The organism is Streptococcus sp. HN38 (assembly GCF_028335765.1).
In the GTDB taxonomy this organism is placed as follows: Bacteria; Bacillota; Bacilli; order Lactobacillales; family Streptococcaceae; genus Streptococcus; species Streptococcus suis_P.
Genome location: NZ_CP116604.1, coordinates 1,910,059 through 1,935,975, shown reverse-complemented (window position 1 = coordinate 1,935,975; position 25,917 = coordinate 1,910,059). Strand labels below are relative to the sequence as shown.

Sequence of the window (25,917 nt, the reverse complement as noted above, 5' to 3'; positions counted from 1 at the left end):
GTTTTCATGAAAAATAAAAGAAAAGGAAAGACAAATGGCAGAAAAAACATATCCAATGACCTTGGAAGAAAAGGAAAAATTAGAAAAAGAATTAGAGGAACTAAAGCTAGTTCGTCGACCAGAAATTGTTGAACGTATTAAAATTGCTCGTTCTTACGGAGACCTTTCAGAAAACTCTGAGTACGAAGCAGCTAAAGATGAACAGGCTTTTGTTGAAGGTCAAATCTCAACAATCGAAACAAAAATTCGTTATGCTGAAATCGTAAACAGTGATGCAGTTGCTGCAGATGAAGTGGCAATTGGTAAGACTGTGATTGTTCAAGAAGTTGGTGAGACCGAGGAAGAAGTCTATCATATCGTTGGTGCTGCAGGTGCAGATGCCTTTGCAAACAAGATTTCAAATGAAAGCCCAATTGGTCATGCTTTGATTGGTAAAAAAACAGGAGATGTTGCAACAATTGAAACACCTGCTGGTAGTTATGATGTAAAAATCTTGAAGGTTGAAAAAACGAAATAAGGTGTGGAGAGGGTCGAAAGATTCTCTCTTTTTTGCATAAGAAAACAACCATCTGATCGGATGGTTGTTATGTTTTATCTAGACCGTTGTTTACCGGCGTTACGGTTTGATTTCTTAGACGTTTTTTCTTCGATGATAGCAGATGCTTTAGGAGTTACATCCTTGATAGTTGATTTATATGGTTTTGGAGGATTATTTTTAAATTCTTCTTCAACCTTAGCACGGATACGTGGTTTCAAGATGAAGTTTGTAAGAGCTTGTTGAACAAGACCGATAAATCCACCGACTACCCAATATAGTGTAACTCCGGCAGGAGATGACCAGGAGAACATAACGATAAACAGTGGGTTTATAATAGCAACAGTCCGCATTTGTTTTTTCTGTTCTTCATCCATACCAACTTGCATCAATAGAGATTGGATGTAATAAAGGACACCAGCAACGGCAGTAAGAATGATGCTTGGTGAACCAAGGTCAATGCCAAGGAAGGTCGCTTCTGAGATTCCTTCCGTGTAACGAGCTGCGTAGAAGAGTGCCGTAAAGAATGGCATTTGAATCAAGATAGGAAGGCAGCCCATTCCACCAAATACGCTGACACCATATTGTTTTTGAGCAGCAAAGTATTCCTGTTGGGCAGCTAATTGCTCTTCTTGGGAACTTGCATTTTTCATGCGTTCTTGGATTGGACCTAAAATTGGTTTGAGGTAATTCATTTTCTCGGACTGATAGGTTGATTTCCAAGATTGGTAAATACCTAGTGGCATGATGAAGAGACGAACAATCAATGTCACGATGATAATAGCAACGCCGAAACCGAGTCCTTGGTTTTCCGCGAAGAATTTAATCAGGTTTCCCATTGGGGCAACAAGGAAGTTGTAGACCCAACCTTCACCAGTAGGAACACCGTTCTTTGTCTGCACACATCCTGATAGAAATACTAGCGTAGACAGGGCTAGACCTGTTAATAAAATTCGTTTATTCTTTTTCAAAATGATACATTCCTTTTTTACAAGATACATTCTATTTTACTTTTTTTGTTCAAAATATACAAGTTTTATCTATACGCCACCTGAAAATCCTTATAGTCTTCGAAGTTGGCTAGGGTGATATCTAGATAGGTAACTTTGGCCATACGAGAAGGCCCTTTCCGAATTTCATGGATAAAATGGCTGAGCTTCTCAGCATTATCTGACTGAGCTAAAATGGTGACAGTCCCATCATCATTATTCCAAACTCTGCCGTAGATGTCGCCTATTTCCACAGCTAAAAATTGAACAGACCAACGAAAGCCGACTCCTTGCACACGACCAGATGCAATCATTTTTACCTTTCGCATAAGTTTCTCCTTTTGACAAGACATTTACTTTATTATATCATGGTTGGGTAAGACTGTTCAAAAATCAAGATAATTGATTTAGCCGTTGGAAAATTGAAGTTGCTGAGCAGTAAAAGAAAAAGGGGCATTCATGGAGATCATTCGCTCAAAGGCCAATCATTTGGTCAAGCAGGTTAAGAAATTACAACAGAAAAAATACCGTACTTCTTCTTATTTGATTGAAGGTTGGCATTTGTTGGAGGAGGCTTTGGCAGCCAAAGTACCTATTGAACATATCTTGGTATCAGAAGAACATGTTCATCGGGTTGCTGGCTTATCCAATGTAACAGTTGTCAGTTCAGATATTATGCAGGACTTGGCAGACTCACGGACACCGCAAGGGGTAGTAGCTCAACTTGCTTTGCCGAGCCAACTTCTACCTGAGACTTTAGATGGAAAATTTTTGGTTCTGGAAGATGTGCAGGACCCTGGAAATGTTGGTACCATGATTCGTACAGCTGATGCAGCTGGTTTTGATGGAGTATTTCTATCGGATAAGTCGGCAGATATTTACAATATGAAAGTTCTGCGTTCCATGCAAGGGAGTCATTTCCACTTGCCAGTTTATCGGATGCCGATGACTGCTATTTTTTCTGCTTTAAAAAGCAATCAGCTACAAATCTTGGCAACAACCCTCTCTAGTCAGTCGGTTGACTATAAGGAAGTTACGCCAAATCCGAGTTTTGCCTTGGTCATGGGAAATGAAGGTCAAGGAATTTCAACTTTTGTAGCCGATGAGGCGGATCAACTTGTCCATATTACCATGCCAGGGCAGGCGGAAAGCCTCAATGTAGCAATTGCGGCGGGTATTCTATTGTTTAGCTTTATTTAAGCCAATTGTACTATAGTGTGGTATAATATTCCAACGAGGTTAACGAATGGTTGCATATAAACAAGATAAAGAATACATGCATTACGTGGGGCACTTGATTGCCACACCCAAGGTGCAAAAATTGGGGAAGATTCCTCATCATTATCACTCCACGCGCTTGGAACATTCCATCAATGTCTCTTATACAAGCTATAAGATTGCGAAAAAATTTGGTTGGGATGCCAAGTCAACAGCTCGTGGTGGTCTATTGCATGATTTATTCTTCTATGATTGGAGAGATACCAAATTCAACAAGAGCCATGCTTGGGTTCATCCACGAATTGCTAAACGCAATGCTCAGAAACTCATTCAACTCAATAAACTAGAAGAAGACATCATTGTGAAGCATATGTTTGGTGCGACAATCGCTCCTCCTCGCTACAAGGAATCCTGGATTGTGACATGTGTAGATAAGTATTGGGCTGTGAGAGAGTGGAGTCTGCCCTTACAACACAAGTGGAAAAATCGTAAGGTCTTCCGTTTTCAATAAGATGATTTAAGGAGAATAGTATGAATAACGATTCATTTATTATTAATCAGGTGGATAATACCGCCCTCAACCGTTTCTTCGGTAAAATTTATGGTGTGGTTGCCATGGGAATTGGTCTATCAGCTTTAGTTTCTTTCTTGGCTGTGACCGTCTTTCAATCTTTATTGCTTAGTCTGCTGAGTGCAGGTTCCATCATCATGATGCTGATTATGATTGGTCAGATTGCCTTGGTTGTTTCTGCTTCAGCAATGGCAGCTAAAAATAGCCCGATGGCTCTACCAATGTTTCTTGCCTACTCAGTAACAAATGGGATTACCATCAGCATGATCTTGATGTTCTATACTAGCGAAACAGTTGTACTCGCCTTCGTGTCAGCGGCTCTTATGTTTGCTATCATGGCTGTGATTGGGATGACAACGAAGAAGGATCTTTCTGGTATGGCCCAGGCATTGCGTGCAGCTCTATGGGGAATTATTATTGCAAGTGTTGTTAATATCTTCCTTCGTAGCTCTGGTCTAAGCTTTATGATGTCTATCATTTCTGTTTTGGTATTCTCAGGTTTGATTGCTTATGATAACCAACGTATCCGCAATGTTTTCGAACAAACTGGTGGTAATGTTGGCCAAGGTTGGGTCGTATCCATGGCGCTTCAGCTCTATCTTGACTTCATCAACCTCTTCCTCAACCTACTCCGTATCTTTGGTGGTTTGAGTAGAGACTAATTATGACATATAAAAAAGAGGGTTGCCCTCTTTTTTTATATGTCGTTTGTTATGCTAGAGCTCCCATTGGATCCCATGGGGCAAGGACTTGTGGTTGAGCTTGATAAGCTGCTAATTCTTCTTGTGTGAGGAATTCTTTTCGGACAACAATCTGATAAGTGTACTCGTCCATCCAGCTATCTGATGCGACGAAGTATCCCTTGTCACCAACCTTGTCACCCCAAGAGTTTTCTACTTTCCATTTGAGAGGTAGCTCATTGTCATCTAAATCAACACCAGTTAAGACCATAGCGTGGGTCATCAAGCTTTCGGAGTAGTCTAATCTTCCAGCCTTGTCTTGATGGAAATGGATACCCAGACCTGAAGAGAAGTCGTAGGTGTTGGTTGCCATAATACCAGTTTGACGGTTGCTGCTTTGACCGACATCGGAACCAAACCAAACGGACTCACCAGCTTTGAGTTGGGCAATAGCTAGTTTTTTAAAACGGTTCATTTCTACATTGAGGTAGCGGACAGCAGGGGCGCCAACGACGTTCCCCAACAATTCGACTGTATAAGATTTATTGTAGGGTTTGTCAGTTGTAGGAGCATTGATAATGGAGACATAGTCAGATAGTTTCAAACCAACGTATTTCTCGTAGAATGCCTGAGGTGTCACATTTGTATCGCGGTGATAAACATTGTCTTTATCTCTATATGCAAAATCAAAGCTGCGTGGAGGGAGTCCAAGGTTGACGGCTAGGAAGTTAAAAATTTCTTGAAGCAAGTTTTCTTTTTGTGTTTGAACCTCTTCCGGAGAAGCTCCTTTTGCAAGGAGGTCCCGCAAGATTTGTGCATCTTGACGGAGCAATTTGTTAAGGTACTGATTGAGCTCACGGCTGGCACTGGATGAGATAGATTCTGGATAGACGGATTTCGGTACCACACCATATTTTTCAAATAGGGCAACAACCATATCCCATTGACCGCCATCTTGTTGCGGGGTATCCAATAAGAATTTTACCTTACGGCTACCAATTTCTTGGTCAGCTGTGGCAATGATTTGTTCGAGGAACCAGTTGGACTTTTCATATTTATCCCAAAAGAAGGTATGGGCCTGTGATAGCTCAAAATTCTCCAGTTTGAAGTCAGAGATGAGTTTGTGGCGGAAGGTGTTTAATGCAGCAAACATCCAGCAACGTCCAGAAGCCTTTTGGTTTGAAACAGCGTCCTTTGTCAAGTCAATTGAAAAGACATAGTCATTGTCGATGGCGCTTTGGCGTGTTTCTAAGGATTTCAAAAGTCCGTTGTGGCTAACGGCATTTTCGGTTGCCTGTAGGCTTGGATTAGCTAGATAGTTGGCATACAAGCGTTCTGTAAAATCAAAATCTAATGTTGACATATATTACTCCTTTTTTAATGATAATCACATTATAGCGCTCATAATTTATTTTGCAAGTATTTGGTGGAGTTGAAGGCTACAGTTCCTCACATATTTGTGATATAATAAGAAAAATATTTGATGAGGTAGAGATATGACCAAGACACCATTTGTCAGTAAAGAAGTTTTAGAAACCATTACGGAGCAATTTCCGACTCCCTTTCATTTGTATGATGAAAAAGGTATTCGTGAGAAGGCACGTGCTTTAAATGCAGCTTTTGCATGGAACAAAGGCTTTAAGGAATATTTTGCGGTCAAGGCAACACCAACTCCAGCCATTTTGAAAATCTTGCAAGAAGAGGGCTGTGGAGTGGACTGTGCAACGGATGTAGAGGTGCTCATGAGTGAAAAATTGGGCTTTAAGGACATCATGTTCACATCAAATGATACGCAAGCCCAAGAATTTGTCTATGCTCGAAAAGTTGGGGCAACTATCAACTTGGATGCCTATGAGCATATTGAGTTTTTGAAAAATGTTGCTGGTATCCCAGAAACGGTCTGCCTTCGTTACAATCCTGGGGGAGTTTTCTCGCTAGGAACGGATATCATGGACCATCCAGAAGAGTCTAAGTTTGGGATGACCAAAGACCAGCTCATGAAGGGCTACAAGGAGTTAAAAGAACTTGGTGTCAAGGAATTCGGTATTCATGCCTTTCTAGCTTCGAATACAGTAACAAATGACTACTATCCTGTCTTAGCTCGTCAACTCTTTGAATTGGCCTTGGAAATTCGTGAGGAAACAGGTGTGACCTTGGACTTCATCAACCTATCAGGTGGGATTGGAGTTAACTATCGTCCTGAGCAAGAACCGAACGACATTGCTGTCATTGGTGAGGGTGTTCGTAAGGTTTACGAGGAAATTCTCACGCCAGCTGGTATGGGACATATTAAAATCTTTACAGAATTGGGGCGCTTTATGTTGGCGCCACACGGTCACTTGATTACAAAGGTGCTCCATCGTAAGGAAACCTATCGGACTTATATTGGTGTCGATGCATCAGCAGCCAACCTCATGCGTCCTGCCTTCTATGGCGCCTACCACCATATCACAAATATCACGCGCCCAGATGCCCCAATCGAAGTGGTGGATGTGGCAGGTTCCCTCTGTGAAAACAACGACAAGTTTGCGGTTAATCGTGAATTACCACGCGCAGAAGTAGGTGATACCTTGGTTATCCATGACAGTGGTGCCCACGGCTTCTCCATGGGCTACAACTACAACGGTCGTCTGCGTTCCTCTGAAATACTTTTACAGGAAGATGGCACAGCGCGTATGATTCGTCGTGCTGAAACTCCTGAGGATTATTTCGCGACCATTTACGGTTTTGATTTTGAAAGGTAAGTCTTGGAAAAGCCTGCCAAATTTGGTATAATAGAAGCAGTTATGTAGAAATAAAGATTTGAGGAGATTGATATGCAATTAGGTATCGGTTTAGTAATTGTTTTGGTGCTTGTGGCATTTGCAGGTGGTGTAGCCTTGGGTATTTACTTGTCACGCAAACAAGTGGAAAACTACATTGCTGACAAGCCAGTTTTGGATGAGAATGCTTTGCGTTTGATGATGAGCCAAATGGGGCAGAAACCAAGCGAAGCAAAAGTACAACAAGTACTTCGCCAAATCAAGAGCCAACAAAAAGTGGCAAGCAAGAAAAAATAATCAAACTGGGACTGGGATATTCATTCCCAGATCCCATTTTTTGAGTAGAAAAGAAAGGCTAGTCAGATTTTCTGGCTAATCTCAGTATTATGGATAATCGACCAATAGGTTTTTTAGATTCAGGTGTTGGGGGATTAACGGTTGCGCGTGAGTTAATGCGCCAGCTTCCCCATGAAGAAATCGTTTATATAGGGGACTCGGCACGGGCACCTTATGGCCCCCGTCCAGCGGAACAAATCAGAGAATATACTTGGCAGTTGGTCAATTTCCTTTTGACAAAAAATGTAAAAATGATTGTCTTTGCCTGCAATACGGCAACAGCGGTAGCCTGGGAAGAAGTCAAGGAAAAGTTAGATATTCCTGTTTTGGGTGTTATTTTACCAGGTGCATCGGCAGCTATTAAGGCAACGCAAACTGGTAAGGTTGGTGTCTTAGGAACGGCTATGACCATTCAATCAGATATTTATCGACAAAAGATTCAGGCCCTTTCTCCAGAAACGCAGGTAGACAGTCTGGCCTGTCCCAAATTTGCACCACTGGTTGAGTCCAATAGCCACCAATCCAGTCTTGCCAAAAAGGTTGTTTACGAGACACTTCGACCACTTGTTGGGAAAGTAGATACCTTGGTTTTGGGCTGCACCCATTATCCTCTGCTTCGCCCTATCATCCAGAATGCCATGGGCAAGGATGTCAAGTTGATTGACAGTGGGGCAGAGTGCGCGCGAGATATTTCTGTTTTATTAAATTATTTTCAAATCAACCGCAGCCGTACCGAAAAGGATATTCAGCACAGATTTTACACAACAGCTAGTCCGACAGCTTTTAAAGAAATAGCTGAAAGCTGGATGGGCATTGATATTCATGTGGAGCATGTAGAACTATGACAGACAAGATATACGAATACAGAGATGAGCACAATTGGTTTATCGGAAAAGCCAGCTTTGCCAATCTATTTGGTTCATTTGGTGAAAATGGAAGAGAGCAGGAAATTTACCAGATTGGTCAATTGTTTGACAAACTAATTGCTGGCAATTATGAAGATGAGAACTTCAATCAGTGTGTCAAAATTGAAGTGATCAAACTTCAGTCGGACTTTGCCCTCTTCCAATTTGCCTGTGGTATTTTGAATGAGTTAAACAATCGTCAGTTCAAGGTTCTCCAACACCAAGGGGCTATCTTAGTGACCGAGGGAGATAAGCTAATCCTGGTTCATTTGCCAAAGGATGGTGTGGCTATGTCCGATTTTTTCGGTCAAGACAAGGGATTGGCAAGCGTGGGAGATACCATCTTGATTGCCACTAAAAATGAAGGCAAGACCAAGGAATTCCGTAAGTTTTTTGAGCGTTTTGGCTACCAGGTCGAGAACCTCAACAACTATCCTGACCTGCCAGATGTGGCTGAAACTGGGATGACTTTTGAGGAAAATGCACGGCTTAAGGCTGAAACCATTGCAGAGCTGACAGGCAAGATGGTCTTGGCAGATGATTCGGGTTTGAAGGTTGATGCACTTGGCGGTCTGCCAGGTGTCTGGTCTGCTCGTTTTTCAGGTCCAGATGCCACAGATGAGCTCAATAATGCAAAACTTTTGCACGAGTTGGCTATGGTCTTCGACTTGAAAAATCGTTCGGCACAATTCCATTGTACTCTAGTCATGGCTGCTCCAAATCGTGATAGTTTGGTTGTCGAAGCGGACTGGGAAGGCTTTATCGGTATGGATCTCCGTGGGGAAAATGGGTTTGGATATGATCCACTTTTCCTCGTAGGTGAAACAGGTAAGACCTCGGCAGAATTAACCCTAGAAGAAAAGAATAAGATTTCCCATCGTGCACAAGCACTAGAAAAATTAGTGGAGGCATTTCCAGTATGGCAGGAGCAAGCAAAACAATCCTAGTCATGAGCGACTCTCATGGGGATAGACAGATTGTAGAGGATATTAAACGTCATTATCTTGGCAAGGTCGATGCTATCTTTCACAATGGTGATTCGGAGCTGGACAGTCAAGATAGTTTGTGGGACGGCATTCAAGTGGTCAATGGGAACTGCGACTATTTTGGTGGTTACCCTGACCAGCTCATTACTCAATTGGATGGTGTGACTATCGCTCAGACTCATGGTCATCTTTATGGCATTAATTACGGCTGGCAACGGTTGGATTATTGGGCACAGGAAGTTGATGCGGATATTTGCTTGTATGGGCATCTGCATGTGCCTGATGCCGAAGTGCGTGGCAAGACCCTCTTCCTCAATCCTGGCTCCGTTAGTCAACCTCGTGGTTTGGTCAGAGAATGTCTCTATGCTCTTGTGACCATCTATGATGATCACTTCCATGTGGATTACTATAATCGACAGCACCAACTTTACCCAGCATTGACAAAGGATATTTCAAGATGATTGCAAGAGAATTTGAAGCCTTTTTATTGGACCAGGAAGAAACTTTCTTGACACCAGCGGATAAATTGGCAGTAATTATTGATACGCATAATATTGACCATGCAAAACTGTTACTCAGTCACATGACCTATTCACGCGTACCCGTGGTAACAGAAGATGGCCGCTTTTTTGGAACCATCGGCTTGACGGAAATCATTAAATATCAAGCTGAAAATGAACTATCGGATGATGAGTTAAACAGAGATATTTCCTTGATTGCTAAGACAGATGAAGAGACGGTTGGTCTGGATTATGATTTGACAGAAGTGATGCGCAAGCTAGTAGATCAATCTTTCCTACCTGTTCTAGGGGAAAACAGAGAATTTCTAGGCATTATTACCCGCAAATCCATTCTCAAAGCCATTAATGCCCTCTTGCATAATTTTCCCCTAGCATCAAAAGAAGGCAAGAAATGAAGCAGGCGATTGAATCTTTTATCCAGAGCAAAAAGGTCAGTGTCAACAGCCAAAAGTCCTATACCTATGACCTGCAGCAGTTTGTGACAGTAACAAAGGGGGAGATTAGCCAACAGTCTCTTTGGGTCTATCAGCAGTCTCTTCTAGACTTGAAGCCTGCTGCTCAGAAAAGAAAAATGTCAGCGGTCAATCAATTTCTCTACTTTCTTTATGAAAATAATCTCCTGGATCGTTTTTATAAATTACAAACGATGTCAGGTCCAGCCAGCGTCAAAAAGAAACTGGAGCGTGAGGATTTAACTCTCCTCTTTCAAGAAAGTCCTTGGCTTGATGGGCAACTGATTGCTCTTTTGATTGCCTTACTAGGGCTGACTCCTAGTGAAATAGCAGAGCTGACTAGTCAGCAGGTCAATCTGGATTTTCAAGTCCTGACAGTTGAGAAGGGAGCAACCAAGCGCGTGCTCACTCTACCCAAGGAATTGATACCCTATATGGAGTCTCATCTGTCTGGACGCTATGTCTTCGATAAGAAGGGACAGACCTATTCTCGTCAATGGTTTTTTAATCGTCTGACAGAATTTGTCCAGTCCATCGGCAAGCCTGATTGGACAGCCCAAAAATTGCGGGAGCAGTATATTCTAAAACAGATAGACGAAGGAAAATCCTTGGACCAGATCGCCAAGCAGTTGGGACTAAAAACAAGCATGAGTTTGGAAAAATTTAGATAATGGATATAAAATTAAAAGATTTTGAAGGGCCACTTGATCTCCTGCTACACCTGGTGTCCAAGTATCAAGTAGACATTTACGAGGTTCCGATTACAGAGGTTATTGAGCAATATTTGGTCTACATTGCTACCTTACAAGCCATGCGTTTAGAGGTGGCGGGAGAATATATGCTCATGGCTAGTCAATTGATGGTCATCAAAAGTCGTCGGTTATTGCCGAAGGTTGTTGAGCAAATTGATCCCGAAGATGATCCTGAAATGGACCTCTTGGACCAGTTGGAAGAATACCGCAAGTTCAAGCTTCTCAGTGAGAAATTAGGGGAGCAACATGATGAACGGGCCAACTATTTTTCAAAACCCAAATTAGATTTGATTTATGATGATGTACAGTTAGCCAAGGATAAGACCGTCATTGACATTTTCCTAGCTTTTTCTAAAGTAATGGCTGAAAAACAGGCAAGCCTCCGTCAGTCTCATGCGACCATTGCCCGTGATGAATATAAAATCGAAGACATGATGGACTTTGTTCGCAGTCGTTTCGAGATTGGTCCACGCCTTGAACTCCGTCAGCTTTTTCAAGAAAGTCAAGATGTTAATGAAATGATTACGATCTTCCTTGCGACTTTGGAATTGGTCAAGGTTCATGAAATCGTCTTGGAGCAGACAGAGACTTTTGGAGATATTTATCTAGTAAGGAGTGAAGATGAATCGCTTAGCTGAAATCGAAGTCCTGCTCTTTGTGGCAGGTGAGGATGGCTTGACGTTACGAAATTTGGCAGAGATGTTGGAATTGCAGCCGACAGCTGTCAGCCAGCAGTTAGAGAAACTTAGTGAGAAATATATGGCAGACAAAGCGTCAGGCTTAGCCATCTTAGAGTCTTCCAATCGCTACAAGTTGGTCACTAAAAAAGAGTATGCAAACCTTCTGCGTATCTATGCCAAAACACCAATCAATCAGACCATGTCACGAGCCCTTTTAGAAACCTTATCAATCGTAGCCTATAAGCAACCCATTACTCGGATTGAAGTTGATGATATTCGCGGAGTCAATTCCAGTGGTGCCATCAGTAAATTACAGGCCTTTGACCTCATTCGTGAGAACGGTAAGAAAGAGGTTCTTGGCAGACCAAATCTCTATGTGACAACGGATTATTTCCTGGATTACATGGGAATTAATAGTCTAGAAGAATTGCCTGATGTGTCTGAAATAGATTTGATTCAAGAAGAAACAGAGCTATTCGTAGAAAGAAATGAGTTAGAAAATGAGAATTAATAAATACATTGCCCATGCTGGAGTTGCCAGTCGTCGTAAGGCGGAAGAATTGATAAAACAAGGCCTAGTAACTGTAAATGGTCAAGTTGTCCGTGAGTTGGCAACGACTATTAAGTCTGGAGATATTGTAGAAGTAGAAGGGCAACCAATCTACAATGAAGAGAAGGTTTACTACCTCCTCAATAAACCACATGGTGTCATTTCTAGTGTGTCAGATGATAAGGGCAGAAAGACGGTTGTGGACTTGTTACCGACGGTAAAAGAACGGATTTATCCTGTTGGTCGATTGGACTGGGATACGTCAGGGGTCTTGATTTTGACTAATGACGGTGATTTTACGGATGAGATGATTCACCCTCGAAATGAGATTGATAAGGTTTACTTGGCGCGTGTCAAGGGTATTGCCAACAAGGAAGTACTCCGTCCCTTGACCCGAGGTGTCGTCATTGATGGTAAAAAGACCAAGCCTGCGGTGTACGAGATTATTAAGGTGGATCCTGTTAAGAACCGCTCAGTTGTAGAATTAACAATCCATGAAGGACGTAATCACCAGGTTAAGAAGATGTTTGAAGCGGTTGGTCTGCAAGTGGACAAGCTTTCACGTACCCGCTTTGGAAATTTGGACCTGACTGGTTTGCGTCCAGGTGAATACCGCAAGCTCAACAAGAAAGACATCAGTAAACTACATACCCTGGCTGTTACTAAGCCGGTAAAAAAATAATGACTAGACTTTTGATCGGCTTGGTCCGATTCTATCAGAAATTTATTTCCCCCCTTTTTCCGCCCTCTTGTCGCTACCGTCCAACTTGTTCCACTTATATGATCGAGGCCTTGCAAAAACATGGACTCAAGGGCTTTTTGATGGGGTTGGCTCGAATTGGTCGCTGTCATCCCTTTGTGGAAGGTGGGGAAGATCCTGTGCCGGACAGGTTTAGTTTGAAAAGAAATAAGCAGAAGTAGGGCAACCTACTTTTTATTTTGTATAAATATAGGTTTTTAGGTTGCCTTTAGTACTCTCTCAAAAGGTTTGGGGAACCTTTTAAGGCTGGAGATAGGGCGAAGTAAGTTTGCCTAGATATTAAAGTTGTTTAAATTAGGAAAATGACAACTTTAAGTTATAGTGTCAATACCCCACTCCTAAAATAACTTTAGAGTTCTCAGATTGATAAACTTAGATGTGTCCTGTTTTTGCTTCACCCAGCTATAACAGTCCACTGGACTGTTATAGCCAATCAATCACTGCGCTCACATGTTGACACGAACTCTGAGAAGTGATGCTCGTCGAAGGAATCAAAGATAAACCAAATGACTCTCCTTTTTGTTACAGACAAGACTATACTTATCCGAGTTCATTGAGTATTCGGCTTAGTGGACTATCATAAAAAACTAAGAAGCAGTAGTGGCTGAAGAGGTACTCTTTTTTACCTCTATTCGCTGCTATTTTTAGTTAAAATGGAAAAAAGTGAGAATGCTCAAAGGCGAATATTGTTGGTAAGATAGTTGCATATTTATGCTAAATCGTGCTATACTATTCAAAATATATAAATGGGGTAGGGATATGAAAAGAATGAAAAACATCGCTTTAACTGGTATCGGTCTGCTTTCTATTGCAACGTTAACAGCTTGCCAAACTAAAGAAAAGACGAGCGATGTTGCTCTGACATTTAACTCAGAAGTGACACACGAAGGACAAACTATTGAAGGCGGAAGTCTCAAATATGCCTTGGTAGCTTCGGCGCCTTCGACCGGTATCTTAATTGATGAATTATCGCAGACGGCGGTAGACTCAACCTTTGCAGGCATGGTTGATATTTCTATGTTTGGATATGATTCAGCTCGTACGTTAGACGATTCAGGCCTTGCTAAGGCAGAGTTTGATGTAGATGCAAAGACAGTTACCGTTAGTTTGACAGGCAAGGACTATAAGTGGTCCGATGGGCAAGCCTTCACCATCGATGATTATATTTTCACAATCGAACAACTAGCTAGTCCAGACTATACAGGGGTTCGTGCAGATACTACCTATACAAATATCATTGGCTTTGAAGAATTTCAGGCTGGAACAGCAAGTGAAATTTCAGGTGTTAGGAAGGTTGATGATTATACGGTAGTCCTCTCAGTGAAAGACATGTCTCCATCCATGATGTATGCTGGTGGTGGAGTACCTTATTTAGTCATGCCGAAACACATTTTTAAAGACATTGCAGTCAAAGATTGGGAATCAAGTGAGTATTCTCGTACGGCAAAAGTTGTCGGTATGGGCCCTTATAAGGTCAAGGAAATTGTCAATGGCGAGTCGGTGACCTATGTACCAAATGAGTACTACTTTAAAGGGAAAGTTAAGCTAGATAGTTACAGGATTGATATTGTTTCACCAGATACGATTGTTGCAGAAATGAGAGCAGGCAATTATGATATTGCTGATATGCCAACAGACCAGTACGAATCTTATAAGGACTTATCTAATATTACTTTACTAGGTAGTCTGGATGGTATTTACAATTATATTGGCTTCAATCTTGGTAAGTACGATGATGCTAGTGGTAAGAATGTGACCGATCCTAATGCTAAGATGAATAATGTTAAATTGCGTCAAGCAATGGGATATGCGTTGGACAATGCGGTGATTGGAGAGAAATTATATAACGGCTTGTATCACCCGACAAACTCACTAATTATCTCTTTCTTTGGAGATGTTCACGATTCAGAACTAGCTGGCTATAGTTATAACCCTGAAAAGGCTAAAAAACTTCTCGATGAGGCAGGATATAAAGACGTAGATGGAGACGGTATGCGTGAAGATGCTGATGGAAAACCGCTTACCATCAGTGTTGCAGCACAGAAATCAACCGAAACGCAAGAAACCATGGTACAGCAATACCTTACATGGTGGAAAGAAATTGGTTTGAATGTGGAACTCTATACAGGAAGAACTATTGAGTACAATACTTTCTATGAATCAATTGCTGCCAATGATGAGGGGATTGATGTCTATCTTGCTGCTTGGATTGCCGGCCTAGATCCAGACCCGACATCATTGTGGGGACCTGAAGCGATGTACAACTATACTCGCTTCGTTTCAGATGAAAACACAGCACTTTTAAATAAAATTACCTCTGCTGAGTCATTTGACGAACAGAAAAATATTGAAAACTACAAAGCTTGGCAAGAATATGCCTTCGAGCAAGCCTTTGCAATTCCAACCTTTGAACGTGAAAGTATTACTGCCGTTAACAAACGCGTTAAATATTACGACGTTTATATCGGTTCGGACAGTAAATCAGGCCATGAAAATCTTGAGTTGACTGCAGAAAAAGGGATTGCAGCAGAATAAATGTAAGAAAGGGGAGTTTATTTGCTCTCCTTTTTCATTTTCTATGAAAATTTGAAAAAAATGGGGCAAAACTCTTGATTTTCAGCCTTCTTTAAGCTACAATAGTATCACGATTTCATTGATTTAACTCAAACCTGTTGTGAGTTAAGTGAATGAATCATCATTCACCATGCTGTTTGCTGAGCTTGACTCCGGGCAGTGTGGCTATTTTTTTGTCTTTCTTGCCATAGGAGACAGTCGAGTCTTTTTACTCAATGAAAATCAAAAAAGAAACTAGAAAACAAGCATGGTATACGGCAAAATGCAGCTGACATGGTTTGGATTTGATTTTCGAGGGTATTCGTGTTTAGTGAAATGTCACCAGAGAGGTCCTTATGAATATTGAAACATTAGAGTATATAGAAGAAACAGCCAAAAACCACATTGTCTTATTTGAACCACAGATTCCACAGAATACAGGCAATATTGCTCGAACTTGTGCTGCAACCAATAGCCCTCTCCATATCATTAAGCCGATGGGATTTCCAATTGATGACCGTAAGATGAAACGTGCAGGACTAGATTATTGGGATAAGTTAGATGTTCGCTTCTATGACAATTTAGCAGAATTTATGGATTATGCTAGCAAACAAGGACGTGTTCACTTAGTATCTAAATTTGCTGATAAAACCTATTCGGATGAAGACTATAATGATGGGAACATTCATTATTTCTTATTTGGCCGAGAAGATAAGGGCTTGCCAGAAGATTTTATGCGTGAACATCCAGAGAAGGCTATCCGTATTCCAATGAATGATGAACATGTGCGTAGTCTTAATGTCTCTAATACAGCGTGTATGATTGTATATGAGGCTCTTCGGCAGCAACAGTTCGTTGGTCTAGATTTGGTTCACACCTATGATGGGGACAAGTTAAAATAGTGAAAACTTACCAAGCTCTTGCAAATGCAAGGCTTTTTTGGTATGATGAAATAGTCTTCAGGGCAGGGTGAAATTCCCGACCGGCAGTGATTTTTTTGATTCTTGCTTTTCTTTTTCTCTCATTCGTCGTTGACCAGGCTTGCCTAACTCCAGTTATGCCTTCGCCTTGTCGCCTAGACTGATAGAAAAATCTTAAGCAACACTCAAAAAAAGTGTTTTTGTTTCATTTTAGGGCTAGGCAAGGAGGTGCAGACTATACTAAGGGTATGTCAAGCCGACTTAACGAAGCCATAAAATAGAAAGAAAGACACGTACAGTCTGCGAGCGAAAGCTGATGTGGTGCAATTCCACAACCGACAGTAAAGTCTGGATGGGAGAAGACGAAGTGGCGGCTTTTTGCCTGCCCTTCCACGCTTCTTCAATTTTCAAAAATTGGAGGAACCTTATGACAAACACACGCAAAATGACGATTATAGCCATTCTCTCAGCAGTATCCTTTCTGCTCATGTATTTGAAATTTCCGCTAATTCCAACAGCCAGTTTCCTGGAAGTGGATTTTTCTCTCGTACCGATTTTATTTGGTCTGCTTGTTTTAGATATGAAGTCTAGTTTTGCTATCCTTTTGGTACGAACTTTTCTCAAACTGATTTTAAATAATCAGGGACCATCGACAATTATTGGCTTACCGATGAATATTGCAGCTATGTCAGTTTTCATTTTAGCAGTAGCTCATTTCTGGAAAAATGAACAAACGTTAAAAAATTATTTAAAAGCAGCCGCTGTTGCGACGCTTGGTTCGACAGCAGTGATGCTGGTATTAAATTACGTTTATGCGGTGCCTGTCTATGCAGCCTTTGCAAATTTTGATATTAAAGAAATCTTGGGTCTGACTAACTATCTTTTGATGATGGTACTTCCTTTTAATCTTTTACAAGGGATTGTGCTTTCAGCAATATTTTATATCTGTTACAAAGCAGCCCAACCTATTTTAAAGAAAGTTTAACCTTTATAAGGTAAACTATACTGTATGAAGAATAAACAAATCCATTTACGAAACGCATCTTTTTTTGCTCTAGCCTTTGTGATATTGGGCTATGTAGTAAAATTTTATCCTAGTACCCTAGCAGGTTTTGACTCGACTGTCCAGTCTGCCATTCGTGGAAATTTGCCAAGTGGAGCCAGTCAATTTTGGACCTCTATTACTGTTTTAGGAAATACGGTTATTATTTTAGCTATTACCATGATTCTAGCTGCTATCTTTTACTACTATAAAAAATGGAAGATAGAAGCTTATTTCCTACTTGCTAGTTTTGCGGCGATGGGTGTGGCATCCACAGCCCTGAAATATGTCTACCAACGTCCGCGTCCAAGTATTGAATGGTTGATTGATACCATCGGTTACTCATTTCCTAGCTGGCATACTGCATCAACTATGATGATTGCAGGAGCAGTTGTTATTATTGTTCACCAGAGGATGAAGAAAGGCATAGCTAGACTTGTGCTACAAGCCGTGTTGATTCTACTTGCTGTCCTGGTAGCTGTATCCCGTATCTATATTGGGGTTCACTACCCGACAGATATTATCGGAGGTTGGCTACTTGCCGTCACTCTTTTACAAATGATGTATCCATTTTATGACCAAAAACGCTTTGAATGGCGTTTCCAAAGTAAGCAAAAATAGTCAATTTGACATCAACTCCTACTGTAAAAGGTAGGAGTTTTAACTTGTCATCTTCCTATTATAGTCATTTGAATTAACTTTGATACATCGTCACTTTCGTCTTGCCGTACCCTGCAGAAGTGACTTGCTTTGCAAGTTATATCTCCAACCTAGCACAGCCACTAGGCTGTGCTAGCAACCTGCACCTCAGTTCCTTGTCTGAAAGCTAATTCATTCGACTATATCGTTACTTCGCTTTGCAGTCCTTTGTATAAGTGGCTTATTTCACGAGATTTATTGAGACTGAGTTCAGGCACAGCGCCATTTCTTAGAGTTCGCGCTGGACTTATCGGAAAATCGTGCAAAAATCCTCCGAGAAATTCTCAGAGGATGATGATGTATAAATCTAGTTTTTGATTGGACCATCAGCAACGGCTTCAACAGCATTTTTTATCGTTTGGGCGAAGACTTCGCCTCCATTACTTTCAAGATTGAAATGAACAAGGTCGGTATTGTACCAAATTGGTGGATTATCTTTTGCAACTTGATACCAGTCTGCAATGGAAATGTAATCATATTTTTCAGCCAATTCTTTCTCGTATTGACCAGTTTGATAAGAAATGGATTCGCTCGGAGTGAAGTTTCCATCGTAAGGAGTGACAAAAATAAGGCGACGTCCTTTAGGAAAATCTTTGACTAGCTGGTCTAGTAGTTCCTGATAATTATCCGTAGTATTTGTACCTAGGGCTACAACTACAGTCTCTTTCAAGCTATTATTTTGCTTATAAAGATTTATCAATTTAGCAATTTCAGAGAGATTTCGACTGACAGTTCCATCGATCTGTGCATCTGGTAGCGCGGTCTGTATGGCAGAACTAGCGCGAACAGTAACAGAATCGCCAAAGATGATAACTCCTTTTTGAATTTCAAAACTAGTAGCTTTAGCGTTTTCAGCAGCAGATCGTGTTGTATTTAGTTGGGTCTGAGCTTGATAAAGATTGCTAACCATGCTCTCTTGTTCAAAACTTCCTAATTTTGGTGCAAACAGACAGATACCTAAGCCAACTATGGTCAAGCAAGCAAAGCTACCAAGAAGCCATTTTTTATATGGTTCCAAATCTATGGCTAATCCAAACAAGCTTCCTACTTTTCCAGCAATATATGGTTCTAGAATATAGAAGGAAATAGTTGATAGGATAGTAGAAAAAACAAAGGATAATCCCGCAGCGATAGTGGCATTTGTCAGTTGTGTAAAGATAATGAGCAAGGGCCAATGGAAGAGGTAGATACCATAAGAAATACTTGAAAAGAAGAGGATAATTGCAGGTTCTTTGACATCTTCGGTTTTCTCGTGAAGTACCCGAGCAGCAAAAATCATAGTTGCTGTAGCTAAACTGGATAGAAGAAAACCAATTAGATAGGTCCAGATGGAACTGAATTGAAGAGTAAAGAGAAGAAGAAGTTCTATTCCTAGTCCTCCAAGAAACAGACCTATAGCTTGTTTGATAGTCAATGTATTCACTTGTTGCTGGAAGGCAGTTGTTGTATTTCCGATACCAGCGATGGTTGCGAGAATGCTTCCGAGGAAGAATGGGAAGGTATGTGTGAAGCTCGAGTAGTAAATGGTTGAGAAATTATCCACAAAGAAACTTGAGATAGACATTGCTAAAAAACTTAGCGAGAAGAGGCTTATAGATGTTAGAAAAATTGATCCACGTAGTTGCCCCACACTTTTTGAGATGCGAGTCAGATACCAAACTAAACCAGCCCAGACAAGGTAATACTGAACTTCTATGGCTAGTGTCCAAGTATGCATAAATAGATGAGGTGAAAATTGATTCTCGTAACTACCACCTGATAGAATTTCAAAGAAGTTTGTCATGAATCCGAGCGCAGCGGCTATCTGATTGCCGATATTGGCAATGAAATCATTACGGACAAGCAGAGCAAGTGGAAGGACCAAAAGAATCGTTAAAACCAGAGGGGGGAGAATCCGATAGAACCTTCTTCTGAAAAAGCTGACAATATCTATTTTTTTATGTTTTGCAAACTCATCAATCAAAAGGGCGGTTGTCAAATATCCAGACAGGGTAAAGAAGAGGTCAACCCCCACAAAGCCACCTGGGAAATATTTGATAAAGAAATGATAGAGTAGGACAAAGACTAATCCAATCACACGTATAACAGATAACCATTTAATTTTCATATTGATAAATCCCCTGTTTAAAAGTTCCTTCGTAGATAGCCTGTCCTTCGGTGGTCAATTTTCCTTTTCCATCGGCATAGCCGTTTTTAAATTGCCCGGTATAAACCCACCCACTTGCAGATGTGTAGGTTCCTTGACCGTGGAAAATTCCATTTTTAAATTGTCCTTCGTATACATCTCCATTATCAAAGGTCAATTTTCCTTGACCATTCATTTTATTTGCGACCACATAACCGTTGTACTGCAGGGCGCCATTATTGAAAGTTATGGCTTGCTTGCTGGCAATTCGCCCTGTAAATACAGAGAGGGCACAGATGAGGATGATAATAAGGGAGAGGATTTCAAGTTTTGGACGGGTGAAATGACTTGTTATATCATGCCATTTTATACTAGGTAATTTGAACTCTTTCATCGTTTTACTCTTTCATAAGATTTGACCGACGCTAATCAGTTCTTTCTAGGATACAGTAAGAAATTATCAGTTCAGTCAGAAATAGTTTACCATTTTTTTACAAATATTACAAAAATATTACATAGAAAATCTTATTCTTGGTCAAATGACTGTAACCTGTCCAACCAGTCTTGGCAACCTTTCTTTACCATTTCGTAGGTTTCGTCAAAATCTCCAGTATACCAAGGGTCTGGTACGGATTTTTCTGCGAATTGAAAAATCTTCTTTTGGGCATGTGCTGGTGCCATTTTCTGTAAATCTCGGACATTATTGCTGTCCATACCGATGATAACATCAAATGCTTCGAAATCTGTCTGGCTCATTTGCTGTGATGATTTATCTTGGTCATAGGAAATCTTGTGCTTTTGGAAAATTTTCTGGGTTCCAGGATGGATAGGATTGCCATGTTCCCAGCTAGATGTTGCCCGACTTTCAATGTGGAAGGAATCGGTTAAATCTTTCATGACAAATTCAGCCATAGGGCTACGACAAATATTTCCAAGACAGACAAAAACGATTTTTTTCATAGATTCTCCTTTCGTGGCATAAGAAAAGAGAAGGCAGACTCGACAGGTAAATGTCTGAGTTCCCCTCTCTTGCATATTTTTGTTCGGGCTATAGGTAAAAGACCAAATTAAGTGTAATGTTCATTATCAAACAGTGCACGACCAATCCTATCTATATTGAACTCTTTGTTTATTTCTCTTCTTTGTCGAAAGCATTTTTGATGCCGTTAATGGCACCTTCAAGCCCGTCTTTTGCATCTTCGACTAGCTCTTTTGCTTTGCCAATTCCTTTCTCAACAAGTCCTTCAACTTCAATTTCCTTGTCGCCGGTCAGCTTACCAATTACCTCTTTTGCAGAGCCAGATAGTTGTTCTAGTTTTGCGTCAAATTTTTCTTCTGACATAAAATTCCTCCTTGATATACACATATGGGGGCGATGAGGCTGGGCAACAAGCCCAGGACCACTTCTCAGAGCTCGTGTCAACATCTCAGCGCAGTGGTTGATTGGCAGATTTGTTCGTGTTTTACACTCCAAATCTAACCTAATCAACTGTGCGGGGGTGGGAGTGAAACAGTCTGGGAATAGACTGTTTCAGCTCAATAACTAGAAATAAAGACTTGTTGACGAACTCTTTTTGAACTAGTCGAGTTCTTTCCCACTCCCACATACTATTCTTACTTACTAGTCTATCGTATATAAGTTAATATAGCAAGGGATTTGTCTGCCAATAAGTCAGAGGATGAGGGATAATTCTTGCATTTTTTTCTTCTTTTATTTATAATAATTATAAATAAAAGAAAGGATGATATATGATGAAACAAAAATATTATCAATCTCCAGCAGAAATTGCGTCTTTCAGCCCGCGTCCATCATTGGCTGATTCTAAGGCTGTTTTGAATCAAGCGGTGGCTGATTTATCAGTAGCCCATTCAATCCTCCATCAAGTTCATTGGTATATGCGTGGTCGTGGCTTTATGATTTGGCATCCAAAGATGGATGAATATATGGAAGAAATTGATGGCTATTTGGATGAGATGAGTGAACGTTTAATCACCTTAGGTGGGGCACCATTTTCTACCCTTAAAGAGTTTAGTGAAAATAGTCAGCTCAAGGAAGTTCCTGGTGATTACAATAAAACGATGGAAGAGCAATTGGAGCGTGTGGTAGAGGTGTTCCGCTATCTAGCTGCTCTTTTCCAAAAGGGATTTGATGTCAGTGATGAAGAAGGTGACAGTGTAACCAACGACATTTTCAATGTAGCCAAGGCTAATATTGAAAAACATATTTGGATGCTGCAGGCAGAACTTGGTCAAGCTCCTAAGTTGTAAACAGATGAAGGGTCCAGTAGGACTCTTTTTTTGCTGCATTATTTAATCCTCTTTGAAAATTAAGATTATCCGTTGTCAACCTGCCTTAATGAACTCCAGAACTATCTTCGACTTCGTTTTCTAAGCTACTTTTGATTTTCATTGAGTTTAATATGACATTTGTCACATGAGTCAATGACAAAGTCTTCTAGTGCGGGCTTCATTTTCGAGATATACTATGTATGTAAGATGTTTAGGAAATAGGAGGTAGAAAAATGATAGAAGTACGGGCACTAGACAAGGTTATCAAAGGACGGACCATTTTGTCTGATATTTCCTTTGAGATAAAGAGCGGAGAATGTGTGGCTTTGATTGGTCCAAATGGGGCTGGGAAAACAACGCTCATGTCCTGTTTGTTGGGAGATAGGAAGGCGACGAAAGGCCAGGTTTTGTTGGACGGTCTGGCTCCACAGGCTCAGTCTAATAAGGAAAAGGTGGCAGTCTTACCACAAGAAAATGCCATTCCGACAGACCTGAAGGTCAAGGAATTGCTCCGCTTTTTCCAAGCCATCTACAAGGATAGTCTGACAGATGTGGAAATCGACAGTCTGCTCTGCTTTTCCCCAGAGCAAAAAAATCAACTGGCAGGTAAGCTATCGGGTGGTCAGAAACGGCTCTTGGCTTTCGTCATCTGCCTGATTGGCAAGCCCAAGTTGCTTTTCTTGGATGAGCCAACGGCGGGCATGGATACGTCGACCCGCCAGCGTTTTTGGGAGATTGTCCATGAACTTAAGGCTCAGGGTGTGACTATTTTTTATACCAGCCACTATATCGAGGAAGTGGAGCATACGGCGGAGCGGATTTTGGTTTTGCACCAGGGGCGGCTACTAAGAGATACCACGCCATTTGCTATGCGGAGTGAGGAGCAAGAAAAAGAAGTGACATTGCCGATTGCTTTTGCGGCGGTGGTGGAGAGCTTGGCTGAAATCAATGAAATCAGCTACAAACAAGACACGGTCAGCTTCAAGACCAGAGCTATTGAGCAGGTTTGGGCTAGCTTGCAGGAGGTAGGTTGTCGGATTTCGGATCTAGAGGTACAGAACAAAACCCTGCTCAATAGCCTATTTGACAAGACAAGGGAGGAAGAATCATGAAAGCATTAGTTCAAGTAGAGGCGGTAAAATTATCCAGAAGTTTGGGAGTATTTCTCCTGTCTATCGGCATGCCCGTCATCTTTTTCCTGATTTTCTCATCGACGGTCCAGTTTGACGATGTGGCCATGCAAAAGGCCTTTATCCAGTCCTATATGCTGACCATGACAGGTTTTTCCATGTCGGGCTTTGCCCTTTTCACCTTTCCAACGATGCTGGCAGAGGACAGAAAAAATAGCTGGTTGACCTTTATCCAGCATTCGCCCTTGCCAATCTGGCAATACTATCTTTCCAAACTCGTGCGGGTCTTGCTCTGCTTTGTGTCTTCTATTGCCATTGTTTTTGCGGTCGGTGGTTTAGTTAAGGGTGTAGAGATGACAGCTCAAGAATGGGTAATTTCGGCTCTCTTACTTTTAGTAACCTCTATCGTATTTCTAGCCATTGGCTTGCTCTTGGTGCAAATTCAGTCGGAACAAACCATGTCGGTGGTGGCCAATCTACTCTATTTTGTCCTTGCTATCATGGGTGGCTCTTGGATGCCTGTTTCCCTCTTTCCAGACTGGGTGCAGCGGATTTGCAAACTTATGCCTAGCTACCATGTCAATCAGCTGGTGACCACCTATGCTCAAGAGGGAGATTTTCTCTGGAAATCCTTGCTAATTGTCCTAGGCTATGCGATAATTTTCTTAGGAATTGCTCTAGTTCTGAATAGAAAATCCGAGAAGCAGTGAGGTGACAGATGATATTTGAAAAAAGAAAGGTACCACTCATGTTCTTCGTGGGCATGGTCTTTCTCTATTTTCCCTTTTACTATGCCCAGTATAGTCCTAATCCGACGGCAGTTGTCCTAGCGACTATTCTCTTTGCCTTGGTCTATTGTTCACTTTTTTACACTGATCATAAGCTCTATTCCATGCTGGCTTGGTTTTACCTGATTGGCTATATCGCCGTCATGAGCTTTTGGGGCAATCTGCAATTTTCACTCTTTATCTACAACCTGTCCAATATGCTGGGCTGGTATTATAAAGAGAATCGACCAACCTATCGTACGGTGTCTTACGGGATTTTGTTGCTGGCTATTATCCTGTGGTCTCTCTTTGGCCCTATTCCCTTTGAGATGAGAGCTTTTGCACTTGTTATCCACTTTTTCGGCTTGGCCTTGCTGATTTTCAGCTGGATTGAGACCAAACGGGCAGCCCTTCAGCAACGCCTACAGGAGCAGAATGCGTCCATTAACCTCTTGCTAGCTGAAAACGAACGAAACCGTATTGGTCAGGACTTGCACGACACGCTGGGTCATGTCTTTGCCATGCTGTCTGTCAAGGCTGAGCTGGTCCAGACACTTTTAGACCACGACCAGATTGACCAGGCCAAGAAGGAGGTGGCAGACCTTCAGACCTTAGCCAAGGACTCCATGCAGGAGGTCCGCCAGATTGTCCAGTCCCTCAAGCAGCACACCGTGGCAGAGGAACTTCAGATTTTGCAGCAGATGTTGGACTTGGCAGGAGTGGACTTAGTTGTCTTGGGCGGGGAAATAGCAGAGCAGCTCAACTTGCCCGTCCAGAACAAGCTAGCTATGGTGCTGAGAGAGTTGGCCAATAACCTGCTCAAGCACAGCCAGGCTAGCAAATGTCGTTTGATATTTGAAAAAGACCAGCAAGAATTGGTTTTGCACTACGAAGACAACGGTGTGGGCTTTGCCCAGTTGACTGGTCAGGAATTACATACTATAAAGGACAGGTTGGTAACGGTGAAAGGGAACTTGGAATTTATCTCTCTGGCCAAGCCCACCCGCCTGTCCATCCGAATTCCGTTTGAGGAGGTGGTAGAATGAGAATCTTAGTCGCAGAAGACCAAGCAATGCTGCGGGACGCCCTCTGTCAGCTCTTGGGCTTTCAAGAAGGGGTTGAGGCTGTTTTACAGGCAGAAAACGGCAGTCAGGCCATTGCTCTTTTGGAAAAAGAGCCAGTAGATGTGGTGCTCTTAGATATAGAAATGCCTGAAAAGACGGGCCTAGATGTCTTGGAATGGGTGCGGGGGCAAGCCTTGTCTGTCAAGGTTGTCATCATGACCACCTTCAAGCGACCGGGCTATTTCGAGAGGGCGGTCAAGGCTGATGTGGATGCCTATGTGCTCAAGGAACGCTCCATCGCAGACCTCATGCGGACCATTGAAACGGTCTTGGCGGGGCGGAAGGAATATTCACCAGAGTTGATGGACATTCTCCTGACCCAACGCAGTCCCTTGACAGCCCAAGAAAGTCAGCTACTTAAGCTGGTGGCAGATGGCTTGTCCAATAAGGAAATTGCCAGCCATCTCTACCTGTCTGACGGAACGGTCCGCAACTACATGACCTCTATCCTGTCCAAGCTGGGTGCTGAAAACCGTACCGCTGCGGTTAAGGTAGCACAGGAAAAGGGTTGGTTAGTATAAACGAATGAGATTGGGGAGAACCCAATCTTTTTTTGATGAATGCAGGGAAA

Annotated in this window: 31 protein-coding genes; 24 read left to right on the top strand and 7 right to left on the bottom strand. The window is 41.7% G+C overall.

Annotated elements, in window-relative coordinates; all coding sequences use genetic code 11:
* Window positions 1–34 precede the first annotated feature (34 nt).
* The gene (gene greA / locus PHA78_RS09435) at window positions 35–517 is read left to right on the top strand and encodes a transcription elongation factor GreA (protein WP_024378317.1); all 483 of its coding nucleotides are present in this window, start codon (window positions 35–37) and stop codon (window positions 515–517) included.
* Window positions 518–591: 74 nt separating this feature from the next.
* On the opposite strand, the gene yidC is transcribed toward greA, so the two are convergent.
* On the bottom strand, window positions 592–1,506 hold the full coding sequence (gene yidC / locus PHA78_RS09430; protein WP_024378318.1) for a membrane protein insertase YidC: 915 nt from the start codon (window positions 1,504–1,506) through the stop codon (window positions 592–594).
* 65 nt (window positions 1,507–1,571) lie between these two features.
* On the bottom strand, window positions 1,572–1,853 hold the full coding sequence (locus tag PHA78_RS09425) for an acylphosphatase (protein ID WP_024378319.1): 282 nt from the start codon (window positions 1,851–1,853) through the stop codon (window positions 1,572–1,574).
* Window positions 1,854–1,983: 130 nt separating this feature from the next.
* Here PHA78_RS09425 and PHA78_RS09420 point away from each other — a divergent pair, with 130 nt between their 5' ends.
* From PHA78_RS09420 to PHA78_RS09410, 3 genes are read left to right on the top strand one after another with little or no spacing between them, the layout of a single operon-like run.
* A complete protein-coding gene (locus PHA78_RS09420) occupies window positions 1,984–2,724 on the top strand; it encodes a TrmH family RNA methyltransferase (RefSeq protein WP_029174988.1) in 741 nt (246 codons plus the stop codon).
* Window positions 2,725–2,770: 46 nt separating this feature from the next.
* Window positions 2,771–3,253: an HD domain-containing protein gene (locus PHA78_RS09415; protein WP_014638505.1), complete on the top strand. Its 483-nt coding sequence runs from the start codon at window positions 2,771–2,773 to the stop codon at window positions 3,251–3,253.
* 20 nt (window positions 3,254–3,273) lie between these two features.
* Window positions 3,274–3,975 carry a Bax inhibitor-1/YccA family protein gene (locus PHA78_RS09410; RefSeq protein WP_024375827.1) on the top strand — a complete coding sequence of 234 codons (702 nt, stop codon included), beginning with the start codon at window positions 3,274–3,276 and terminating at the stop codon, window positions 3,973–3,975.
* Window positions 3,976–4,024: 49 nt separating this feature from the next.
* Here the strand turns inward: PHA78_RS09410 and pepC are convergent, their stop codons facing one another.
* Complete coding sequence (gene pepC, locus PHA78_RS09405; protein ID WP_024375828.1) at window positions 4,025–5,356, bottom strand: aminopeptidase C; 1,332 nt, start codon at window positions 5,354–5,356, stop codon at window positions 4,025–4,027.
* Window positions 5,357–5,489: 133 nt separating this feature from the next.
* Here pepC and PHA78_RS09400 point away from each other — a divergent pair, with 133 nt between their 5' ends.
* From PHA78_RS09400 to PHA78_RS09330, 15 genes are all read left to right on the top strand, one after another.
* Window positions 5,490–6,737: a diaminopimelate decarboxylase gene (locus tag PHA78_RS09400; protein ID WP_272158078.1), complete on the top strand. Its 1,248-nt coding sequence runs from the start codon at window positions 5,490–5,492 to the stop codon at window positions 6,735–6,737.
* A 72-nt stretch (window positions 6,738–6,809) separates the two neighbouring features.
* A complete protein-coding gene (locus PHA78_RS09395; protein WP_024375830.1) occupies window positions 6,810–7,052 on the top strand; it encodes a YneF family protein in 243 nt (80 codons plus the stop codon).
* 89 nt (window positions 7,053–7,141) lie between these two features.
* Complete coding sequence (gene racE / locus PHA78_RS09390; RefSeq protein ID WP_105129734.1) at window positions 7,142–7,936, top strand: glutamate racemase; 795 nt, start codon at window positions 7,142–7,144, stop codon at window positions 7,934–7,936.
* Window positions 7,933–8,943 (top strand): nucleoside-triphosphate diphosphatase, encoded by a 1,011-nt coding sequence (locus tag PHA78_RS09385; protein ID WP_105129733.1) that lies wholly within the window; start codon window positions 7,933–7,935, stop codon window positions 8,941–8,943. Before racE ends, PHA78_RS09385 begins: the two co-directional genes overlap by 4 nt.
* Window positions 8,916–9,443 carry a metallophosphoesterase gene (locus PHA78_RS09380; protein ID WP_024378616.1) on the top strand — a complete coding sequence of 176 codons (528 nt, stop codon included), beginning with the start codon at window positions 8,916–8,918 and terminating at the stop codon, window positions 9,441–9,443. The genes PHA78_RS09385 and PHA78_RS09380 overlap by 28 nt, the downstream gene beginning before the upstream one ends.
* Window positions 9,440–9,898: a cyclic-di-AMP-binding protein CbpB gene (gene cbpB, locus PHA78_RS09375; protein ID WP_024378617.1), complete on the top strand. Its 459-nt coding sequence runs from the start codon at window positions 9,440–9,442 to the stop codon at window positions 9,896–9,898. The genes PHA78_RS09380 and cbpB overlap by 4 nt, the downstream gene beginning before the upstream one ends.
* Window positions 9,895–10,626 (top strand): site-specific tyrosine recombinase XerD, encoded by a 732-nt coding sequence (gene xerD, locus PHA78_RS09370; protein WP_024375834.1) that lies wholly within the window; start codon window positions 9,895–9,897, stop codon window positions 10,624–10,626. The genes cbpB and xerD overlap by 4 nt, the downstream gene beginning before the upstream one ends.
* Window positions 10,626–11,345, top strand: coding sequence for a segregation/condensation protein A (locus tag PHA78_RS09365; RefSeq protein WP_029173900.1), 720 nt, complete (start codon window positions 10,626–10,628; stop codon window positions 11,343–11,345). The genes xerD and PHA78_RS09365 overlap by 1 nt, the downstream gene beginning before the upstream one ends.
* A complete protein-coding gene (gene scpB, locus PHA78_RS09360) occupies window positions 11,329–11,898 on the top strand; it encodes an SMC-Scp complex subunit ScpB (protein ID WP_024380308.1) in 570 nt (189 codons plus the stop codon). The genes PHA78_RS09365 and scpB overlap by 17 nt, the downstream gene beginning before the upstream one ends.
* Complete coding sequence (locus PHA78_RS09355; RefSeq protein WP_029185420.1) at window positions 11,888–12,619, top strand: pseudouridine synthase; 732 nt, start codon at window positions 11,888–11,890, stop codon at window positions 12,617–12,619. The genes scpB and PHA78_RS09355 overlap by 11 nt, the downstream gene beginning before the upstream one ends.
* Complete coding sequence (yidD, locus tag PHA78_RS09350; RefSeq protein WP_024375837.1) at window positions 12,619–12,858, top strand: membrane protein insertion efficiency factor YidD; 240 nt, start codon at window positions 12,619–12,621, stop codon at window positions 12,856–12,858. Before PHA78_RS09355 ends, yidD begins: the two co-directional genes overlap by 1 nt.
* A 598-nt stretch (window positions 12,859–13,456) precedes the next feature.
* Entirely contained in the window at window positions 13,457–15,232 is a 1,776-nt protein-coding gene (locus tag PHA78_RS09345; RefSeq protein WP_272158076.1) for an oligopeptide ABC transporter substrate-binding protein, read from the top strand.
* 374 nt (window positions 15,233–15,606) lie between these two features.
* Window positions 15,607–16,152 carry a tRNA (cytidine(34)-2'-O)-methyltransferase gene (locus PHA78_RS09340; RefSeq protein WP_024378130.1) on the top strand — a complete coding sequence of 182 codons (546 nt, stop codon included), beginning with the start codon at window positions 15,607–15,609 and terminating at the stop codon, window positions 16,150–16,152.
* A gap of 445 nt (window positions 16,153–16,597) precedes the next feature.
* Window positions 16,598–17,155, top strand: coding sequence for an ECF transporter S component (locus PHA78_RS09335; RefSeq protein ID WP_024375839.1), 558 nt, complete (start codon window positions 16,598–16,600; stop codon window positions 17,153–17,155).
* A 24-nt stretch (window positions 17,156–17,179) separates the two neighbouring features.
* The gene (locus tag PHA78_RS09330) at window positions 17,180–17,833 is read left to right on the top strand and encodes a phosphatase PAP2 family protein (RefSeq protein ID WP_029177621.1); all 654 of its coding nucleotides are present in this window, start codon (window positions 17,180–17,182) and stop codon (window positions 17,831–17,833) included.
* Window positions 17,834–18,218: 385 nt separating this feature from the next.
* Here PHA78_RS09330 and PHA78_RS09325 read toward each other — a convergent pair whose 3' ends face one another.
* The 4 genes from PHA78_RS09325 to PHA78_RS09310 all read right to left on the bottom strand — a co-directional run bounded on the left by PHA78_RS09325 (window position 18,219) and on the right by PHA78_RS09310 (window position 21,378).
* Window positions 18,219–20,018, bottom strand: a complete 1,800-nt coding sequence (locus tag PHA78_RS09325) for an acyltransferase family protein (RefSeq protein WP_272158074.1) — start codon at window positions 20,016–20,018, stop codon at window positions 18,219–18,221.
* A complete protein-coding gene (locus PHA78_RS09320; RefSeq protein WP_024378126.1) occupies window positions 20,008–20,430 on the bottom strand; it encodes a membrane protein in 423 nt (140 codons plus the stop codon). The genes PHA78_RS09325 and PHA78_RS09320 overlap by 11 nt, the downstream gene beginning before the upstream one ends.
* A gap of 131 nt (window positions 20,431–20,561) precedes the next feature.
* Window positions 20,562–20,996 (bottom strand): low molecular weight protein-tyrosine-phosphatase, encoded by a 435-nt coding sequence (locus PHA78_RS09315; RefSeq protein WP_024378125.1) that lies wholly within the window; start codon window positions 20,994–20,996, stop codon window positions 20,562–20,564.
* Between the two features lie 169 nt (window positions 20,997–21,165).
* Complete coding sequence (locus tag PHA78_RS09310) at window positions 21,166–21,378, bottom strand: CsbD family protein (RefSeq protein ID WP_002942806.1); 213 nt, start codon at window positions 21,376–21,378, stop codon at window positions 21,166–21,168.
* 407 nt (window positions 21,379–21,785) lie between these two features.
* On the opposite strand from PHA78_RS09310, the gene PHA78_RS09305 reads away from it, so the two are divergent.
* From PHA78_RS09305 to PHA78_RS09285, 5 genes are all read left to right on the top strand, one after another.
* On the top strand, window positions 21,786–22,304 hold the full coding sequence (locus tag PHA78_RS09305; protein ID WP_024378124.1) for a Dps family protein: 519 nt from the start codon (window positions 21,786–21,788) through the stop codon (window positions 22,302–22,304).
* A gap of 254 nt (window positions 22,305–22,558) precedes the next feature.
* Window positions 22,559–23,437 (top strand): ABC transporter ATP-binding protein, encoded by an 879-nt coding sequence (locus PHA78_RS09300; RefSeq protein WP_024378123.1) that lies wholly within the window; start codon window positions 22,559–22,561, stop codon window positions 23,435–23,437.
* On the top strand, window positions 23,434–24,165 hold the full coding sequence (locus PHA78_RS09295) for an ABC transporter permease (RefSeq protein WP_024375846.1): 732 nt from the start codon (window positions 23,434–23,436) through the stop codon (window positions 24,163–24,165). Before PHA78_RS09300 ends, PHA78_RS09295 begins: the two co-directional genes overlap by 4 nt.
* Before the next feature lie 8 nt (window positions 24,166–24,173).
* Window positions 24,174–25,268, top strand: a complete 1,095-nt coding sequence (locus PHA78_RS09290; protein WP_024375847.1) for a sensor histidine kinase — start codon at window positions 24,174–24,176, stop codon at window positions 25,266–25,268.
* A complete protein-coding gene (locus PHA78_RS09285) occupies window positions 25,265–25,867 on the top strand; it encodes a response regulator transcription factor (protein WP_099831560.1) in 603 nt (200 codons plus the stop codon). The genes PHA78_RS09290 and PHA78_RS09285 overlap by 4 nt, the downstream gene beginning before the upstream one ends.
* Window positions 25,868–25,917: the final 50 nt, after the last annotated feature.

Coding starts and splice junctions, on each gene's coding strand:
- yidD (WP_024375837.1), top strand. CDS start 12,619: ATGACTAGACTTTTGATCGGCTTGGTCCGATTCTATCAGAAATTTATT.
- PHA78_RS09285 (WP_099831560.1), top strand. CDS start 25,265: ATGAGAATCTTAGTCGCAGAAGACCAAGCAATGCTGCGGGACGCCCTC.
- PHA78_RS09415 (WP_014638505.1), top strand. CDS start 2,771: ATGGTTGCATATAAACAAGATAAAGAATACATGCATTACGTGGGGCAC.
- PHA78_RS09385 (WP_105129733.1), top strand. CDS start 7,933: ATGACAGACAAGATATACGAATACAGAGATGAGCACAATTGGTTTATC.
- cbpB (WP_024378617.1), top strand. CDS start 9,440: ATGATTGCAAGAGAATTTGAAGCCTTTTTATTGGACCAGGAAGAAACT.
- PHA78_RS09305 (WP_024378124.1), top strand. CDS start 21,786: ATGATGAAACAAAAATATTATCAATCTCCAGCAGAAATTGCGTCTTTC.
- greA (WP_024378317.1), top strand. CDS start 35: ATGGCAGAAAAAACATATCCAATGACCTTGGAAGAAAAGGAAAAATTA.
- PHA78_RS09380 (WP_024378616.1), top strand. CDS start 8,916: ATGGCAGGAGCAAGCAAAACAATCCTAGTCATGAGCGACTCTCATGGG.
- PHA78_RS09300 (WP_024378123.1), top strand. CDS start 22,559: ATGATAGAAGTACGGGCACTAGACAAGGTTATCAAAGGACGGACCATT.
- PHA78_RS09410 (WP_024375827.1), top strand. CDS start 3,274: ATGAATAACGATTCATTTATTATTAATCAGGTGGATAATACCGCCCTC.
- PHA78_RS09320 (WP_024378126.1), bottom strand. CDS start 20,430: ATGAAAGAGTTCAAATTACCTAGTATAAAATGGCATGATATAACAAGT.
- PHA78_RS09365 (WP_029173900.1), top strand. CDS start 10,626: ATGGATATAAAATTAAAAGATTTTGAAGGGCCACTTGATCTCCTGCTA.
- PHA78_RS09335 (WP_024375839.1), top strand. CDS start 16,598: ATGACAAACACACGCAAAATGACGATTATAGCCATTCTCTCAGCAGTA.
- PHA78_RS09290 (WP_024375847.1), top strand. CDS start 24,174: ATGATATTTGAAAAAAGAAAGGTACCACTCATGTTCTTCGTGGGCATG.
- PHA78_RS09310 (WP_002942806.1), bottom strand. CDS start 21,378: ATGTCAGAAGAAAAATTTGACGCAAAACTAGAACAACTATCTGGCTCT.
- xerD (WP_024375834.1), top strand. CDS start 9,895: ATGAAGCAGGCGATTGAATCTTTTATCCAGAGCAAAAAGGTCAGTGTC.
- PHA78_RS09295 (WP_024375846.1), top strand. CDS start 23,434: ATGAAAGCATTAGTTCAAGTAGAGGCGGTAAAATTATCCAGAAGTTTG.
- PHA78_RS09325 (WP_272158074.1), bottom strand. CDS start 20,018: ATGAAAATTAAATGGTTATCTGTTATACGTGTGATTGGATTAGTCTTT.
- PHA78_RS09340 (WP_024378130.1), top strand. CDS start 15,607: ATGAATATTGAAACATTAGAGTATATAGAAGAAACAGCCAAAAACCAC.
- pepC (WP_024375828.1), bottom strand. CDS start 5,356: ATGTCAACATTAGATTTTGATTTTACAGAACGCTTGTATGCCAACTAT.
- PHA78_RS09425 (WP_024378319.1), bottom strand. CDS start 1,853: ATGCGAAAGGTAAAAATGATTGCATCTGGTCGTGTGCAAGGAGTCGGC.
- PHA78_RS09355 (WP_029185420.1), top strand. CDS start 11,888: ATGAGAATTAATAAATACATTGCCCATGCTGGAGTTGCCAGTCGTCGT.
- PHA78_RS09315 (WP_024378125.1), bottom strand. CDS start 20,996: ATGAAAAAAATCGTTTTTGTCTGTCTTGGAAATATTTGTCGTAGCCCT.
- racE (WP_105129734.1), top strand. CDS start 7,142: ATGGATAATCGACCAATAGGTTTTTTAGATTCAGGTGTTGGGGGATTA.
- PHA78_RS09420 (WP_029174988.1), top strand. CDS start 1,984: ATGGAGATCATTCGCTCAAAGGCCAATCATTTGGTCAAGCAGGTTAAG.
- PHA78_RS09395 (WP_024375830.1), top strand. CDS start 6,810: ATGCAATTAGGTATCGGTTTAGTAATTGTTTTGGTGCTTGTGGCATTT.
- scpB (WP_024380308.1), top strand. CDS start 11,329: ATGAATCGCTTAGCTGAAATCGAAGTCCTGCTCTTTGTGGCAGGTGAG.
- PHA78_RS09400 (WP_272158078.1), top strand. CDS start 5,490: ATGACCAAGACACCATTTGTCAGTAAAGAAGTTTTAGAAACCATTACG.
- PHA78_RS09330 (WP_029177621.1), top strand. CDS start 17,180: ATGAAGAATAAACAAATCCATTTACGAAACGCATCTTTTTTTGCTCTA.
- PHA78_RS09345 (WP_272158076.1), top strand. CDS start 13,457: ATGAAAAGAATGAAAAACATCGCTTTAACTGGTATCGGTCTGCTTTCT.